Below are 15,775 nucleotides of genomic sequence, written 5' to 3' on the forward strand. Positions count from 1 at the left end.
TTTTGAGTCAATGACTTGACTAGAAATCAATATTGACCCCGGTCATAAAAATTACATAAGCATCCTTAGGATCGGGAACCGGCGTAGCTTGCGCCACCAGATCAACCTTGGGGGTCAGGTGGTAACGGATACCCGCCATTGGTACAGGCATCACCGCAGGCAAGCGTTTGTAATTGCTGGATAGGTAAAAGCTGCGGTGCAGGGTAAACTTTTTGCGTTGGTAAAAAATATTGGAATAGCCGAGAACCAGCCCTAAACGTTCTTCGGAATTTTCCAAAATACCGATGGAATAATAGCTGCGGTCATTGATGGCTTTTTCCAACACCACGCTTTCTAGCCGCCAGCCGTCATTGTCGGAAGGCGAGAAAATATGGTTCAGGCTGATGACCTTAGTCACAGACCAATCAGCTAAAACTCCCTCTATAGGCAATAACGATAATAGGATAATTGCAATACACAGTTGTTTTAACATCTACCCTCTCCACCGCTTGTGCTACTTTGAGTATAGTGCAAATAGAAAAAGGCAATCCCTTGATCCTCACCATCGAACGCTACCCATTCCGCTTCAAGATGATCAGGCAGCGCTTCTACATCGTCATTTTCTGGGCGTAGCAAGGCGGCAATTGAATCTACAGCACAGTAGCAGGCTTACGGTTTTATCGCCTCAGACGTAGACGCATCTGCTTCTCCAACTCCACCAAAACAAACAACGCCACGCCGATGCCAACAATCAATAAACCATCACCTAATGCTATCGCTTCGGTAGCAAATACGGCTTGTAAGGGCGGCAAATAGGTAATGGCAAATTGTGCCACCGTCACCACGATCACTGCCAGCCACACCATTTTCGTACCCCTTACCGCCTGCCATGTCAGAGACGTGCCGTACATATTGCGAATAAAAAACAGGTGAAAGATTTCCATGACCACCAAGGTATTCATCACCAAAGTACGCGCCAACGCCAGCGAATAACCTTGATCAAGCGCGTAAGCATAAATACCAAACACGCCACACAAAAACAGCGTCGTCACCAACACGATATGCCATAACAACCCACCACTCAGTAATGGCTGAGCACGCGGGCGGGGCGGGTACTGCATGGTATGCGCCTCGGTCGGTTCAAACGCCAATGCCAACCCTAGGGTAGCCGCCGTAATCATATTGACCCAGAGAATTTGCAGCGGCGTAATCGGCAATAACATCCCCAACAATAATGCCAACACAATAACAGCGGCTTCACCTGTACTGGTTGGCAACGTCCAACTGATGACCTTTTTGATATTGTCATACACCGTGCGGCCTTCACGCACGGCTGCCACAATTGAGGCAAAATTATCATCTGCCAACACCAATTCAGCCGCTTCCTTGGCAGCCTCACTGCCTTTTTGCCCCATCGCGATCCCGGCATCGGCACGTTTCAGTGCGGGCGCATCGTTTACCCCATCACCAGTCATGGCAACCGTCATGCCGTGTGCTTGCAAAGCCATGACCAAGCGCAATTTATGTTCAGGTGAGGTGCGGGCAAAAATGTCGGTATTCAACACGACGGCGGCTAAATCGGCATCATCCAGTAAATCAAGCTCTACACCTGTCAGTACCTTGTCGGTATGCTGCAAACCAATCTGTTTGCCGATGGCAGCAGCAGTGGCTGCGTGGTCGCCGGTAATCATTTTCACCTGAATACCCGCCCGGTGGCATTCAGCCACAGCACTGGCTGCTTCCGCACGCGGCGGGTCAATCAAACCCACCAGCCCCAGCAAGGTGAGCGTGCCTTGTACATCGGCGTATTCCAGCACTGTATGGTGTGGTGGCACACGACGGCTTGCCAGTGCCAGCACCCGCTGCCCTTGTGCGGCAATCGTTTCCGCCTGCTGTTGCCAAACAGCGGCCTCCAGCGCTTGTAACTTGCCCCCAACGACTTGGTATTGACACATACCGATCACGCTTTCCGGTGCGCCTTTCACCAGAATGCAAGCGTGTTGCGCATGGTCATGGTGCAACGTTGCCATGAACTTGTGGCGGGAATTAAAGGGAATCATATCGGTGCGCGTCCATTCACGCCGTATTTGCGTGACATCCAGCCCAGTCTTGGCAGCAAAAGCCAGTAATGCCCCTTCCATCGGGTCACCCTCTACCAGCCAAAGGGCATCCTGATGCTTGAGTTCCGCATCGTTACACAGCGAGGCGACCAAGCCTAATTCGGATAAAACGGGTAGCTCGGCGGGATCAAACGGCTGACCACGATGACTGAAGGTTCCTTGTGGCGCATACCCCTCTCCTACCACTTGCAAGGCAGCATCCGCCGTCATCACCCTAGTGACCATCATTTCATTGCGGGTCAATGTACCGGTTTTATCAGAACAAATCACCGACACCGCACCGATAGTCTCAATCGCAGGCAAGCGGCGTACAATCGCATGGCGCGACGCCATGGCTTGCACCCCCACCGCCAAGGTAATGGTCAATACGGCGGGCAACCCTTCAGGAATCGCCGCCACTGATAAACCCACGACAGCCATGAACAGCTCACTGAAATCTTGATGCTGCACAAAATAGCCAAAGGCAAAAATCAAGGCCGCCACCGTGAGGATGAAGAGCGTCAGCCATTTCGCAAACACCCCCATCTGTTCGACCAACGGGGTCGTCAAGGTTTCAACACCGGACAGTAACCCGCTGATGCGCCCAATTTCGGTATTAGCACCAATCGCCACCACCACACCACGTGCTTGCCCACTGGTCACTGACGTACCGCTGAATGCCATATTAGTACGGTCACCGAGGGCTGCTGCGGCTGCGACTACCGCTACCTGCTTTTCAACGGGCAGCGATTCGCCGGTCAGCAGTGCTTCTTGCACTTGCAAACCGTGTACCTGCAATAAACGCAAATCGGCTGGCACTTTATCACCCGCTTCCAGTAGTACAATGTCACCGGGAACTAACCTATCACCCGCTACGGTCTGGCGTTTGCCTGCCCGCAAGACCGACGCATGGGGAGCGAGCATCTCACGAATCGCATCCATCGCCTTTTCTGCCTTACCCTCTTGCAGAAAACCGATAATGGCATTGGCAAATACCACCGCAAGGATCACACCAGTATCTACCCAATGCCCCAACAATGCGGTCACAACAGCCGCACCCAGCAATACATAAATCAGGATATTGTGAAATTGCAGCAGAAACCGCAGCACGACACTGCGTGAAGGTGGTGCAGGCAAACGGTTAGCACCATAAGTATGATGACGTTGTTGAGCAGTCGCTTCATCAAGACCGTTGCTGCTGCTTTCCAATTTGGCGAGTGCCACGTCGGGCAGTTGGTTGTGCCAAAGTGTTGGGGCTGACATGGGTTAACCTATTTACGATTGCCTAAAACCACTTATCGGACATTTTCCTTATCGCGTCGCACTACTAACTATAATTTACACAAAACAAAAAACAGAACCCGTTTAACTTTCCAATTAAGCCAATAACTATTATGAAAAAAATATCATTTGTAAACGTTAGTAATCTTACCCTCGCCTTTCTGTTGATTGCTGGATTCTCCGGTTGCGGTGGTGGAACAGGCGCAAGTTTAGGGAGCAGTACCACCAACGGGAGTACTTCAGGGGGAAGCACATCAGGCGGTAGCACATCAGGAGGAAGCACTTCAAATGGTACGACCTCCACCAGTTCAGCGGAAGGGCTTTGGCAAGGTACTACCAGTATGAGCCAAAACGTCACCGGGATTGTATTCGAAAACGGTGAATATTGGTTTTTATACTCCATTCCGGGTAATAGCAACGCAATCGGTGGTGTGATTCAAGGTAATGCCACTAGCAATGCTGGCAACATCGCCTCCAGCAATGGCAGAGATTTTAATATCACTGAACTCAAACTATACGATATTTCCTCTCTACAAGGCACATACACAACCAAGAGCAAACTCAGTGGGGAAATTACTTATACCGATATGCCGAGTTCAATGGTCACGTTTGCTAGCACTTATAACGCTGACTACGAAAAAACACCCTCGCTGTCTGCACTGACCGGCACTTACGCTGGGGATGCCGCAAGCTCAGAAGGCACAGCAAGTGCTATCACCAATATTTCCTCAACCGGTCAAATCATTGGTACTGACGCCTCCGGATGTAAATTCACCGGTACTGCCACTCCCCACAGTCGCGGCAATGTCTATAACGTAACCGTCACGTTCAGCAATGAAATTTGTACGAATAGTGGCACTCAAGTATCAGGGGTTGCTTACTTTGACTCATCAACTCAACAGCTTTACAGCGCCGCACTAAACAGTACCCGTACTGATGGTTTCTTATTTATTGGCACAAAAGAATAAACCAACCTAATTAAAGCGTTATGCGCACCGTGTGCATAACGCTCAATGCACGCATTTACCGTGTATCGACCATATCGCGGTAAGCGTGCCAACTGGCATACGAAATCAGCGGCATCGCAATAATCAGTCCAAGGCTAAACGGCAACAAACCCGCGCCAATAATCACCGCAATGGTCGCCGCCCATGCCAACATCACTTTCCAATTAGCGAGGATGGCGCGAATGCTGGTATTCAATGCCGTCACCAAACTCACCTTGCGCTCCAACAACATTGGCACTGTCGCCACACCCGTCATAAATGACACCACCGCAAACAACAGCCCCACTGACATAAACGACAGCGTAAACAGCCAACCCATTTTTGACCCCAGCAATGCCGCCATAAAGCCAATATAACTGTGTTGCTCCGCCACTGCCGTATCTTGCAGAAAAATATCCAGCACAATGGAGGACATCCGCAGCCACAACAACACCAACACGCCCAACATCGCCGAATACAACAGCAAATTAACCGGGTTACGTTTTAACGCCAACGTCGATTTCAAAAAGTTCACCGGATCACCGTGTTCACGCCGCAAACTTAAATCATACAACCCCAGCGCAAGGAACGGCCCCCACAACATAAATCCCGCCGCTTCCGCCATAAAAAAACCGGGGTTATTGGCAGAAAGCACACTCATCCCCATCCCCACCAAGGCAAAAATAATGCCATACAGCAGGCTAGACCACGGATTGGCTTTAATATCTTCCGCGCCTTGGCGTAACCACTTGGGAATATTGGCAAGTTCGACCTGACGCACAGGGTACTCAGTGAACGGCTGTTCGGTACTGATGGATTGCATAATTATTCTTTCCTCCTGAATGGAGTTCCATCATACGAATTCACCACCCCTGATTCAACCACGGCTGAACGTGTCCGCTCCACCTGCTTCACCCGCAAATGCAACGCCGCCTTCGCCATCATGTGTGCACTCACCGGGGCAGTCATGAACAAAAACAACGTCACCAGCACTTCATGCAAGCTCACCCCATCGGTATTGAACGAAAAGTACAACGCCGAAGCCACCAACACTGACCCCACGCCAATGGTCGTCGCCTTGGTCGGCCCGTGCAGGCGCATGAAAAAGTCCGGCATTTTCGCCAGCCCCCACGAACCCACCAACGTAAAAAACGCCCCCACCAACACCAGAATCGCTAACACTGCATCCAACATCACCCTACTCCATAATATCGCCGCGCAGCAAATACTTGCTCAGCGCAATCGTGCCCACAAACCCCATCACCGCAATCAGCAAGGCTGCCTCGAAATACAGCGCACTGCCTTGCAGCAAGCCGAACAACACCAGCAAGGCAATCGTGTTCAGGTACAGCGTATCCAGTGCCAAAATCCGGTCAGGCACATCCGGCCCCACCAGCAAGCGGTACAGGCTCAATAACAACGCCAACGACACCATACCGAATGCCCAAGGCAACACCATATTCAACATTCGCATAACACCTCTATCAATGGTTGTTCGTAACGCTGCTTCATTTCCCGAATGCTCGCCTCCACATCCGTCACATGCAACGCATGGATCAGCAATTGCCGCCGGTCAGCCGACACCTCACACGAAACCGTCCCCGGTGTCAGCGAAATCGTATTCGCCAGCAAACTCACACCCAACGGCGAACGGATGTCCAGTTCCAGCAGCATAAACGCAGGCTGGAGCTTGCGGGTAGAACCCAGAATCAACGCTGCCACATTCAGGTTCGCGACCACAATATCCCACAACACCACCGCCAGAAATTTCAGCAATACCCACGGACGCTGCACACACACCCGTTCCGGCCAAAATCCCACCGTCAAAAACGGAATCAGCAACGCCAGACCCGCGCCCAGCACCACATGCCCCATTGCCACGGTATTGTTCAACAACAACCAGATCAACAACAGGAGAACGCTCAACAACGGATGCGGCAACAATCGTTTCAACATGCTCATTTACCTCCCACCGCAGGGTCGAATACCGCCGCACGATACCCCACCACATCCAGGGTTTGTGCCGCCACTTGCTGCATGATTTCAGCCACCGGATGCGCCAACACCACCAGCAAGGGCACCGCAGCCAACAACCACAACACCGCCGTCAGACTCAGCCCAAATGCCGGAATCTGTGTCGGCAATACCGGGTCAGCCGCATCAGGCCGATCTTTCACCTTGTAAAACAGCACCGAACCACTACGCGCCAACGCAATTAACAATAAAGCACTGCTAATCAAGACCGTTGCCAACACCGCCCAACGCCACGGGTGTTCCAATGCCGCCTGCAAAATCCACAACTTGCCAAAAAACCCCGACAACGGCGGCAAACCCAAGGCCGCCACCGCCGCCAACATAAACAAACCACCCAGCAAGGCATGGTGCGGCAAGCGCATACCGGGGTCAAAACGGTCGGCATACGTCCCGCGCCCGCGCACAATTACATCTGCCAGCAAAAACAAACCGCCCGCCAGCAAAGTCGAATGCACCAGATAATACAAAGCCGCCGCCAGCCCCGCTTCGGAATGCAAGCCCACGGCAATCAGCAACATTGCCACCGAAGCCAGCACCAAATATGCCACCTGAAAGCGCAAGCGAAACGCCGCCAGCACGCCCAACGCCGCCAATACCAAGGTGATCAGCCCCAAACCCAGCAACCACGGCGCATAGAAATACGCCAGATTTCCGGCATCCACCCCAAACACCGTGCCATGCACCCGAATAATCGCGTATACCCCCACCTTGGTCATAATCGCAAACAAGGCCGCCACCGGGGCAGAAGTCCTTGCATACGCCGCAGGCAACCACAAATACAGCGGAAACATTGCCGCCTTCAGCCCAAACACCAGCAACAGCAACAAACCCGCCGCCATCACCAGCCCTTCACGCTCCGCCGGTAATGCCGCCACTTTCGCCGCCATATCCGCAATATTCAGCGTGCCCAATGCGCCGTACAACGCCCCCAGCGCAAACAGGAACACCGTCGAACCGACCAGATTCACCACCACATAATGCAGCCCCGCCACGGTGCGCTGCTTGCCGCCGCCATGCAGCAACAAGCTGTAAGAAGCCAGCAACAACACCTCAAAGAACACGAACAGGTTAAACGCATCTCCGGTCAGGAATGCCCCATTCAAGCCAAACAACTGCATCTGGAACAACACATGGAAATGGCTACCTTGCGCATCAATCTCGGTGACAATCGCATACCACAACGCCCCGACTGCCAGTATTGCCGTCACCAACAGCATCAACGCCGCAAGCTGATCAAACACCAAGGTAATGCCGAATGGCGCAGGCCAATTACCCAGCGCATACACCTGCCGCTGCCCCGCCAGCGAGGCATCAAACAACCACACCGCCAGCATTAGCAAGGCAAACGCGGCGACAAAACCCACCATGCGTTGCACCTGCAAACCCAACGGACGCAGTAACAACAAGAGGATTCCCGCCAGTAGCGGCAACAGGATTGGGAGGATTGGCAAGTGCATCATGGTGATTCCCCCTCACCCCCCAGCCCCCTCTCCCTCAAGGGGCGAGGGGGAGCAAGAGATCCTCTTAGCCCCTCTCCCCTTGAGGGAGAGGGGTTGGGGTGAGGGGTTCTTCCATCCACATGATCACTGCCCGTTTCCCCCCGCGCTTTCAACGCCAGCACGATGGCAAACGCCGTCATGCCGAAAGCAATCACAATCGCCGTCAGCACCAGTGCTTGCGGCAATGGGTCGGCATATCCCGCTGCATCCGGGCGCACAATCGCAGGCACACCAATGGCCAGCCGCCCCATCGCAAACAGGAACAAATTGGTGGCATACGACAACAAGGTCAGCCCCATCACCACCGGAAAAGTACTGGCACGCAACACCAGATATACCCCGCAAGCCACCAGCACCCCGATACTCAAGGCAATCAGCAATTCCATTACACCTCTCCTTGCAGCACAGGTGTGGGCGCATCCAGCCGGTTCAGCTTGCCCAGTTCCACCAGAATCATTACCGTTGCCCCCACGACCACCAAAAACACGCCCATGTCAAAGAACATCGCACTCGCCAGCTCAAAATCGCCCACCACCGGCCAATGCACATGCGTATGTGCCGAGGTGAGGAACGGATACCCCAACGCCATCGCCACCATCCCCGTGCCTGCTGCCACCAGCAAACCCGCCGCCAGCCACGAATGCATGTCAGAACGAATCCGTTGCGCCGTCCAGCCAATCCCATTCGCCAAGTTCTGCAACACAATTGCCAAGGCCGCGATCAACCCGGCAATAAACCCGCCACCCGGCAAGTTGTGTCCGCGCAGGAATACAAACACCGCCACCATCAACATCAGCGGGAACAACACCCGACTAAACGTTTGCAAAATAAACGGATTCGCCTCCAACGCCCAAGCGCGTCCACTGCTATCTTCCGCAGGCGCATACAATTTAATTTGCTGCAACAAAGCAAAAATCCCCAAGCCCGCCAGTGCCAGCACCGCGATTTCACCCATGGTGTCAAAACCCCGAAAATCCACCAGAATCACATTCACCACATTCGCACCACCACCGCCCGGCACACTTTGCGTCACAAAATAATCCGCCAGTGTTGCTGTCTCACGAGTCATCACAGCCAACGCCAATACCGCCGCCCCCAAACCCAGCAAGCCAGCCAAAATACCATCACGCCATTTGCGCCACACCGCACTGGTGCGCGGGGTATATTGCGGCAGGAAATACAAGGCCAGCATCAACAACACAATCGTGACAATTTCCACCGACAATTGCGTCAAGGCCAAATCCGGCGCGGAAAATTTCACAAATGCCAGCGACACCACCAATCCGACTGCCCCCAATACCACCAGCGCAATCAAGCGCTCCCGATGCAATACCACACTCAATAAACTGGCAAGAATCAAGGTTGCCCCCACCGCGAGGCTTACCGCATCCAGTGGCAACAATACCCGTTCGCCCAACAAGGGCGCAGCACTCGACAAGAAACCCGCAGTTCCCATCAGCAAGGTAAAACCTAACACCCAGAACAACATATCCTGCAACGACCCCCGGTCAAACCCACGGGTCACGCCACGCGCCACCTGCAACAGCTTGTCGATTTTCCAGTCATACAAATGCCGCAATTGCTGACCACGCACCCGTGATTCATACCACGCAAACAGCGGCTTACGCACCGCATACACCGCAATCCCGCCCACCAGCGCGATAAAACTCATCAGCAACGGCTCGTTAAACCCATGCCAAATCGCCAGACTGTATTCGGGCGGAACGCCTTGCAATGTTCCCTGCACCGCCACTGCCAGCAATGGCGCGACCGTAAACATCGGCAACATTCCCACCGCAATACATAACACCACCAGCACATCCACCGGAATCCGCATAAACGGCGGCGGCTCATGCGGCATTTTCGGCAAATTCACCGGCTCACCGTTGAAAAACACGTCATGGATAAAGCGCAGCGAATACGCCACCGAAAACACCCCGGCCAGCGTTGCCATCACCGGAATCGCCTGCCCCCACAACGATTCTCCGGAAGCCACCACCGCCTGATCGAAGAACATTTCCTTACTCAAAAAACCGTTCAGCAACGGCACACCCGCCATTGCCGCCGCCGCAATCATCGCCAACACCGCCGTATGCGGCATGTATTTCAGCAAGCCATTAATGCGGCGCATATCCCGCGTGCCGGTTTCATGGTCAATAATCCCCGCCACCATGAACAGCGAAGCCTTGAAGGTGGCGTGATTGATAATGTGGAACAGTGCCGCCACCGCCGCCAGTTCTGTACCCAGCCCAAACAGCAGCGTGATCAGCCCCAGATGGCTAATGGTCGAATACGCCAGCAAGCCTTTCAGATCGTGCTGGAACAAAGCCACGAATGCCCCCACCAGCAAGGTAATCATCCCTACCGTGCCGATCAGCCACGACCATTCCGGCGTACCCGCCAGCACCGGAAAAAACCGCGCCAACAGGAAAATCCCCGCCTTCACCATCGTGGCGGAGTGTAAGTAAGCGGAAACGGGGGTCGGTGCTGACATCGCATTCGGCAGCCAGAAATGGAACGGAAATTGCGCCGATTTGGTAAACACCCCAATCGCAATTAACACCAAAGTCGGCAAATACAGCGCATGGGCACGGATTTGTTCACCCGCCAGCAACACATCCGACAAGTTATAACTGCCTACCATCTGCCCCAGCAGCAAAATTCCCGCCAACAATGCCAATCCGCCACCGCCGGTGATGGCCAACGCCATCCGCGCCCCTTGCCGAGCATCCTCCCGGTGTTGCCAGTAACTAATCAGCATAAAGGAACTCAGCGAGGTCAACTCCCAGAACACCATCAATTGCAGCAGGTTTTCCGACAATACCACGCCCAGCATCGACCCCATAAAGGTCAGCATGTAGGCAAAAAACCGCCCCATTGAATCTTTGGCTGAGAGGTAATAACGGGCGTAGAGGATGACCAATAAGCCAATGACAAGGATCATCAGGGCAAACAATGCGCCCAAACCATCCAGGCGGAAGGCGAAATCCAGCCCAATGGCAGGCATCCACACCCAAGACTGGATAAGGGTTTCGCCCGCAAACACAGCGATCAATGCAGGGTACAATACCCCCAACGCCAGCAAAGTCGTGATTCCCGCCAGCCATGCCGCTGCCACCCGATGAAAATGCGCAGCCCATGCCACCACTGCCGCCCCCACAAAAGGCAGCAATACCGCTAAGGGCAGATTAATTGTTGAAACATCCATTCAGCACCATTGCAACAAAGCCGGGTCGCTTCCGGCGGTGCCTTGATTCTACCCTAACAAAACCATGAAGTGCTGATTACGTCACGCTGGCGGGGTTAATGTGATACTGATCCCGCTCACCTAATGTGCTTAAAAGCGGTATTGCCATTCCACCCGATCGCGCTTCAGCCGCCAGCGTGCTTTGGCATTGGAACGACCATTCGCAAACACTTTATCAGACAAGTTATCAAACACATTCTCGCGCACATTTTCACTGAGGCGGAAATCACGCCGCACCACCGCATCACAATCCTGCATCAGCAAATAGCTATTCGTGCACTGGCGTTGCTGCAACTGCATATCATTGGTACGCAACGCAAACGGTTTGGTAATCGAATGGATAGATTCATAAGACAGCGGCGCAGATGCCGTGCCACAAGCAGTGAGATTCAACAGCATCCCCGTCATCAGTAAGCCTTTTACTGCTGTCGCTCTCGTTGTAGTCTTCATCATAAATACCTCGCATTTTGAGGTATTTTACCCATGACACTCCAAAATGGCTATTTTTTATTCATAGATATTATTAGTTAATGCATCACTTGCCCGTTTAAACGCACTGACTGATAGTCGTCACCTTGCATCTCATTCAAACGACTCAACGCCCGCTGAAACTCAAAGCGCAATTTCTCCCCTTGATACAGATTATCCAGCGCAATCGTCGTGGAAAAAATGAACTGCACCTGCCGGTCATACAACTCGTCAATCAGATTCAGGAAACGCCTCGCTGCCGATTCGTGTTCTTCGGTCAACACATGCAAACCCGATAACACAATGTAATCAAAGCGTTCTGCCAACTCAATATAATCGCGGGTAGAACGCGCCGTTTCACACAAGGTCTTGAAATCAAACCACACAATGTTTTCAGACAAGCGATGTGTCGGCAAACAACGCCCTTGCACCTCAATATCCTGCCCGACCTCAATGGCACCGCTGGCGAGTTCTGCGAAACATTTTTCCAGCTCGTGTTCCACCAACACCGCATCGTCGTCTTCCAAAAAGCTATCTTGGCTGACGTGTTTCAACATGCGGTAGTCAATCTGGTTATCCAACTCCACCACGTGCGTATGCTTTTTCAGTAACGCAATCGCAGGCAAAAAACGTTCGCGCTGCAAACCGTTTAAATACAAATCATCCGGCGGGCGGTTAGAAGTCGTCACCAAGGTAATACCGTGTTTGCACATCGCATCCAGCAAACCGTGCAGCAACATCGCATCCACAATATCCATGACGTGAAATTCGTCGATGCACAACAGGCGCACTTCTTGTGCCAATTGCGCCGCCAATGCCTCCAATGGGCTACGATGGTGCGCCAGCCGTTTCAGTTCCTCATGAATGAAGAACATGAAATGGTGGTAATGCATCCGCCGTTTTTCCGTCAGCGGCAGACGTGAATAAAACATATCCATCAACCACGTCTTGCCACGCCCGACGCCACCCCACAGGTAAGCGCCGCGCACTGGCTCGATCACCACATTATGCCGCTTGGAAAACACCGCCAACAAACCCCGCGAACGTGCCACGCGGGCAGTTTCACGCGGTTTGAGCAAGCCATTCCACACCTCTTGCAAGACCTTGAGACCTTCGAGTTGGGCGGGATCGTGTTGGATCGCACCCTCCTTGATGGCGTCGTGGTAATGCTTCAATAGCGGCATAACGTTTCCTTCTTTCATGACTCAACCCTAATTCCTAAGGCATTATTCACCAATTCTTGCTGCTGTGCAGCATGAACTTTAGCGCTACCCACCGCAGGCGACGCTGAAGCGGGGCGGCTCACCACATCCAAACGCGCCATACCACCCAATACGAGACGCAATGCGGGCTGAATGCTTAACCATGCGCCTTGATTCAACGGCTCTTCCTGACACCACACGTTCACGGCGATGTTCGGGTAACGATCCAATATCACATTCATATCCGCTTCTGGGAACGGGTAGATCTGTTCAATACGCACCAAAGCCACGTCATCCAGCCCTGCTTTGCGGCGTTGTTCCAGCAAGTCGTAATACACCTTACCGCTGCACATGACTAGGCGCGTCACCTTCAGCGGATCCAGCACGTCGATTTCGTCGATGACATTCTGGAAACCACGTTCGGTGAGGTCTTCCATGCTGTTCACCGCCAATGGGTGGCGCAACAAGCTTTTCGGCGTCATCACAATCAGCGGGGTGCGGTAATCACGCACCATCTGGCGGCGCAACATGTGGAACGCTTGCGCGGGCGTACTCGGCACACACACCTGCATATTGTGTTGGGCGCACAACTGCAAGTATCGTTCCAACCGCGCCGAAGAGTGTTCCGGCCCCTGCCCTTCAAAGCCGTGTGGCAATAACATCACCAGCCCGCACAAGCGCCCCCATTTCTGTTCACCGGAGCTGATGAACTGGTCAATGACCACTTGCGCACAGTTGGCGAAGTCACCGAATTGCGCCTCCCAAATGACGAGGGTATTGGCTTCGGTGGTGGCATAACCGTATTCAAACGCCAGTACTGCTTCTTCCGAAAGCAAGGAGTCGATGACCACAAACGGCATTTGCGCTTCGGAAAGGTGCTGCAACGGCACGAAGGTTGCGCCGCTTTCCTGTTCGTGGAATACCGCGTGGCGATGGAAAAACGTACCGCGCCCACAGTCCTCACCCGACAAGCGAATCGGATACCCTTCGTCAATCAGCGAGGCGTAAGCCAGATTTTCACAGAAACCCCAGTCCATCAATTGTTCGCCCGCCGCCATTTTCTTACGGTCAGCCACAATACGCGCCACACGGGAATTGAGCTTAAAATCGGCTGGGTACTCGGTCAGTTTGGTACCGAGGCGTTTAACGGCATCCGCGCTGATGGTGGTATCCACCGGCATATCCCACGCATTATCCACAAAGCGTTTCCACTTAACGGGGTGTGGATTTTGCACTTCACCCTTTTCCAGCAAATGTGGCACGGTCGGCGCACCACTGGTCAATTGCTGGCGGCAACGTTGCACCCGTTCTTGCGCGTCTTCTGCCGTAATTAGACCTTCGCCCGTCAAACGTCGTGCATACAGTTCACGGGTAGTCGGTAACGCGCGAATTTTGCGGTACATCACCGGTTGCGTGGCGGAAGGCTCATCAGCTTCATTGTGACCATGGCGGCGGTAGCACACCAAGTCAATCACCACATCCTTATCGAATTTTGCACGAAAATCGAAGGCAATTTGAGTTATCAGCACCACCGCTTCCGGGTCATCACCGTTGACGTGGAATACCGGCGAATCGACCATCTTGGCAATGTCGGTGCAGTAATAGGTGGAACGCGCATCGGCGGCGGTACTGGTGGTAAAGCCTACCTGATTGTTAATCACAATGTGAATCGTGCCGTAAGTGCGGTAGCCACGGGTATCGGCCATTTGCAGCATTTCCATGTTCACGCCCTGCCCCGCGAATGCCGCATCCCCGTGCAATACCACCGGAATGATCTTATCACCACCGGCATCATCCCAACGGTCTTGGCGGGCGCGAACCGCACCTTGCACCACCGGACCAACGATTTCCAAATGCGAAGGGTTGAATGCCATTGCGACGTGCAACGGCCCGCCGGGGGTCATCATGTCGGAGGCAAAGCCCATGTGGTATTTGACATCGCCGGTACGGTCGCCGTTATTGGCGTATTTGCCCTCAAACTCGCCGAACAGTAGCGCGGGCGCTTTACCCAATACATTGACCAACACATTGAGCCGCCCTCGGTGTGCCATGCCTATGACCATTTCCTGCGCACCCAAGCTGCCGCCGTGCTGAATCAGGGTATTGAGCATCGGAATCAAGCTTTCGCCGCCTTCCAGTGAGAAACGCTTTTGCCCGACGTAGTTGGTGTGCAGGTAACGCTCCAAACCTTCTGCTGCGGTAAGACGGTCGAGGATCTCCAACTTCTCAGCCGGGCTAAACGTCGGGGTAGAACGCACACTTTCTAAACGTTGTTGCACCCAGCGCTTTTGCTCGGTGCTGGTGGTGTGCATGTATTGCACCCCAATTGAACCACAATACGTAGCTTCTAATTGCGCAATAATTTCACGCAAGGTCAGTTGATCAGGGGCAACCAATGAACCGGTGTTAAAGGTGGTATCCAGATCCGCTTCACTCAGCGAGTGATACGCCAGCGTTAATTCTTTCACAAACGCCGGGGTATTTTCATCCAGCGGATTAGTTTTAGCATGGAAGTGACCGAGGAAGCGGTAAGCATTGATAAGCTGTAACACCTTAACCTGCTTGCGCTCGTGTTCCATATCAACACTACCGGCAACTGGTGCAGCAACCGCTTGCGGCTTGGCGGCATAAGCGCGGAAATAGTCTTTTACCAGTGAATGGCGCGTGTCACGCTCATGCCCGTTAACGGCTGGCAATGCATCAAAATAGTGCTGCCAACTCGCGGGGATGGATGCTGGTTCTTGCAAATAACGCTCATACATCTCTTCTAGGTACAGCAGGCTGTTACCGTCTAATTGTGTATCCGCATTCCAGGCCGTAGCCTGCGCTTCTCCTTTGTTCATGTTTCCAACTCACATTGATGGTAAATATCAAACATTTCCGACTTGACGCAGTGCAGCAAACTAGTGCATTGTCGACATCTTAGTGTCTTAAGGTGCGCTGCTACCCACGTATTCGGGGTAAACACTGTCATTTCTTG

General features: G+C 53.2%; 13 protein-coding genes. 1 reads left to right on the top strand and 12 read right to left on the bottom strand.

Annotation, left to right across the window (positions count from 1 at the left end; translation table 11 throughout):
* Positions 1–19 precede the first annotated feature (19 nt).
* Together BLV87_RS11095 and BLV87_RS11100 are read right to left on the bottom strand one after the other, a co-directional pair.
* On the bottom strand, positions 20–397 hold the full coding sequence (locus BLV87_RS11095) for a hypothetical protein (RefSeq protein ID WP_139282164.1): 378 nt from the start codon (positions 395–397) through the stop codon (positions 20–22).
* 259 nt (positions 398–656) lie between these two features.
* Positions 657–3,341, bottom strand: a complete 2,685-nt coding sequence (locus BLV87_RS11100; RefSeq protein ID WP_093068717.1) for a cation-transporting P-type ATPase — start codon at positions 3,339–3,341, stop codon at positions 657–659.
* A gap of 131 nt (positions 3,342–3,472) precedes the next feature.
* Between BLV87_RS11100 and BLV87_RS19375 the strand changes: the two genes are divergently transcribed.
* Positions 3,473–4,327, top strand: coding sequence for a hypothetical protein (locus BLV87_RS19375; protein ID WP_175517912.1), 855 nt, complete (start codon positions 3,473–3,475; stop codon positions 4,325–4,327).
* A 55-nt stretch (positions 4,328–4,382) separates the two neighbouring features.
* Here the strand turns inward: BLV87_RS19375 and BLV87_RS11110 are convergent, their stop codons facing one another.
* The 10 genes from BLV87_RS11110 to BLV87_RS11155 form a co-directional block, all read right to left on the bottom strand.
* Positions 4,383–5,168, bottom strand: coding sequence for a DUF2189 domain-containing protein (locus BLV87_RS11110; RefSeq protein ID WP_093068721.1), 786 nt, complete (start codon positions 5,166–5,168; stop codon positions 4,383–4,385).
* A 2-nt stretch (positions 5,169–5,170) separates the two neighbouring features.
* Positions 5,171–5,539, bottom strand: a complete 369-nt coding sequence (locus tag BLV87_RS11115) for a Na+/H+ antiporter subunit G (protein ID WP_093068722.1) — start codon at positions 5,537–5,539, stop codon at positions 5,171–5,173.
* A 4-nt stretch (positions 5,540–5,543) separates the two neighbouring features.
* Positions 5,544–5,813 (bottom strand): K+/H+ antiporter subunit F, encoded by a 270-nt coding sequence (locus tag BLV87_RS11120; RefSeq protein ID WP_093068724.1) that lies wholly within the window; start codon positions 5,811–5,813, stop codon positions 5,544–5,546.
* Positions 5,807–6,301, bottom strand: a complete 495-nt coding sequence (locus BLV87_RS11125; RefSeq protein WP_093068725.1) for a Na+/H+ antiporter subunit E — start codon at positions 6,299–6,301, stop codon at positions 5,807–5,809. Before BLV87_RS11125 ends, BLV87_RS11120 begins: the two co-directional genes overlap by 7 nt.
* A gap of 2 nt (positions 6,302–6,303) precedes the next feature.
* Positions 6,304–7,839 carry a monovalent cation/H+ antiporter subunit D gene (locus BLV87_RS11130; protein WP_093068727.1) on the bottom strand — a complete coding sequence of 512 codons (1,536 nt, stop codon included), beginning with the start codon at positions 7,837–7,839 and terminating at the stop codon, positions 6,304–6,306.
* Positions 7,836–8,264, bottom strand: coding sequence for a Na+/H+ antiporter subunit C (locus tag BLV87_RS11135; protein WP_245707004.1), 429 nt, complete (start codon positions 8,262–8,264; stop codon positions 7,836–7,838). The genes BLV87_RS11130 and BLV87_RS11135 overlap by 4 nt, the downstream gene beginning before the upstream one ends.
* On the bottom strand, positions 8,264–11,086 hold the full coding sequence (locus BLV87_RS11140) for a monovalent cation/H+ antiporter subunit A (RefSeq protein WP_093068728.1): 2,823 nt from the start codon (positions 11,084–11,086) through the stop codon (positions 8,264–8,266). Before BLV87_RS11140 ends, BLV87_RS11135 begins: the two co-directional genes overlap by 1 nt.
* A gap of 129 nt (positions 11,087–11,215) precedes the next feature.
* Positions 11,216–11,578, bottom strand: a complete 363-nt coding sequence (locus tag BLV87_RS11145; RefSeq protein WP_139282165.1) for a hypothetical protein — start codon at positions 11,576–11,578, stop codon at positions 11,216–11,218.
* Positions 11,579–11,652: 74 nt separating this feature from the next.
* Positions 11,653–12,795 (bottom strand): cell division protein ZapE, encoded by a 1,143-nt coding sequence (gene zapE / locus BLV87_RS11150; protein WP_245707005.1) that lies wholly within the window; start codon positions 12,793–12,795, stop codon positions 11,653–11,655.
* Complete coding sequence (locus BLV87_RS11155; RefSeq protein ID WP_093068733.1) at positions 12,792–15,638, bottom strand: 2-oxoglutarate dehydrogenase E1 component; 2,847 nt, start codon at positions 15,636–15,638, stop codon at positions 12,792–12,794. Before BLV87_RS11155 ends, zapE begins: the two co-directional genes overlap by 4 nt.
* Between the last annotated feature and the right edge of the window lie 137 nt (positions 15,639–15,775).

The organism is Thiothrix caldifontis, from assembly GCF_900107695.1.
GTDB classification, from domain to species: domain Bacteria; phylum Pseudomonadota; class Gammaproteobacteria; order Thiotrichales; family Thiotrichaceae; genus Thiothrix; species Thiothrix caldifontis.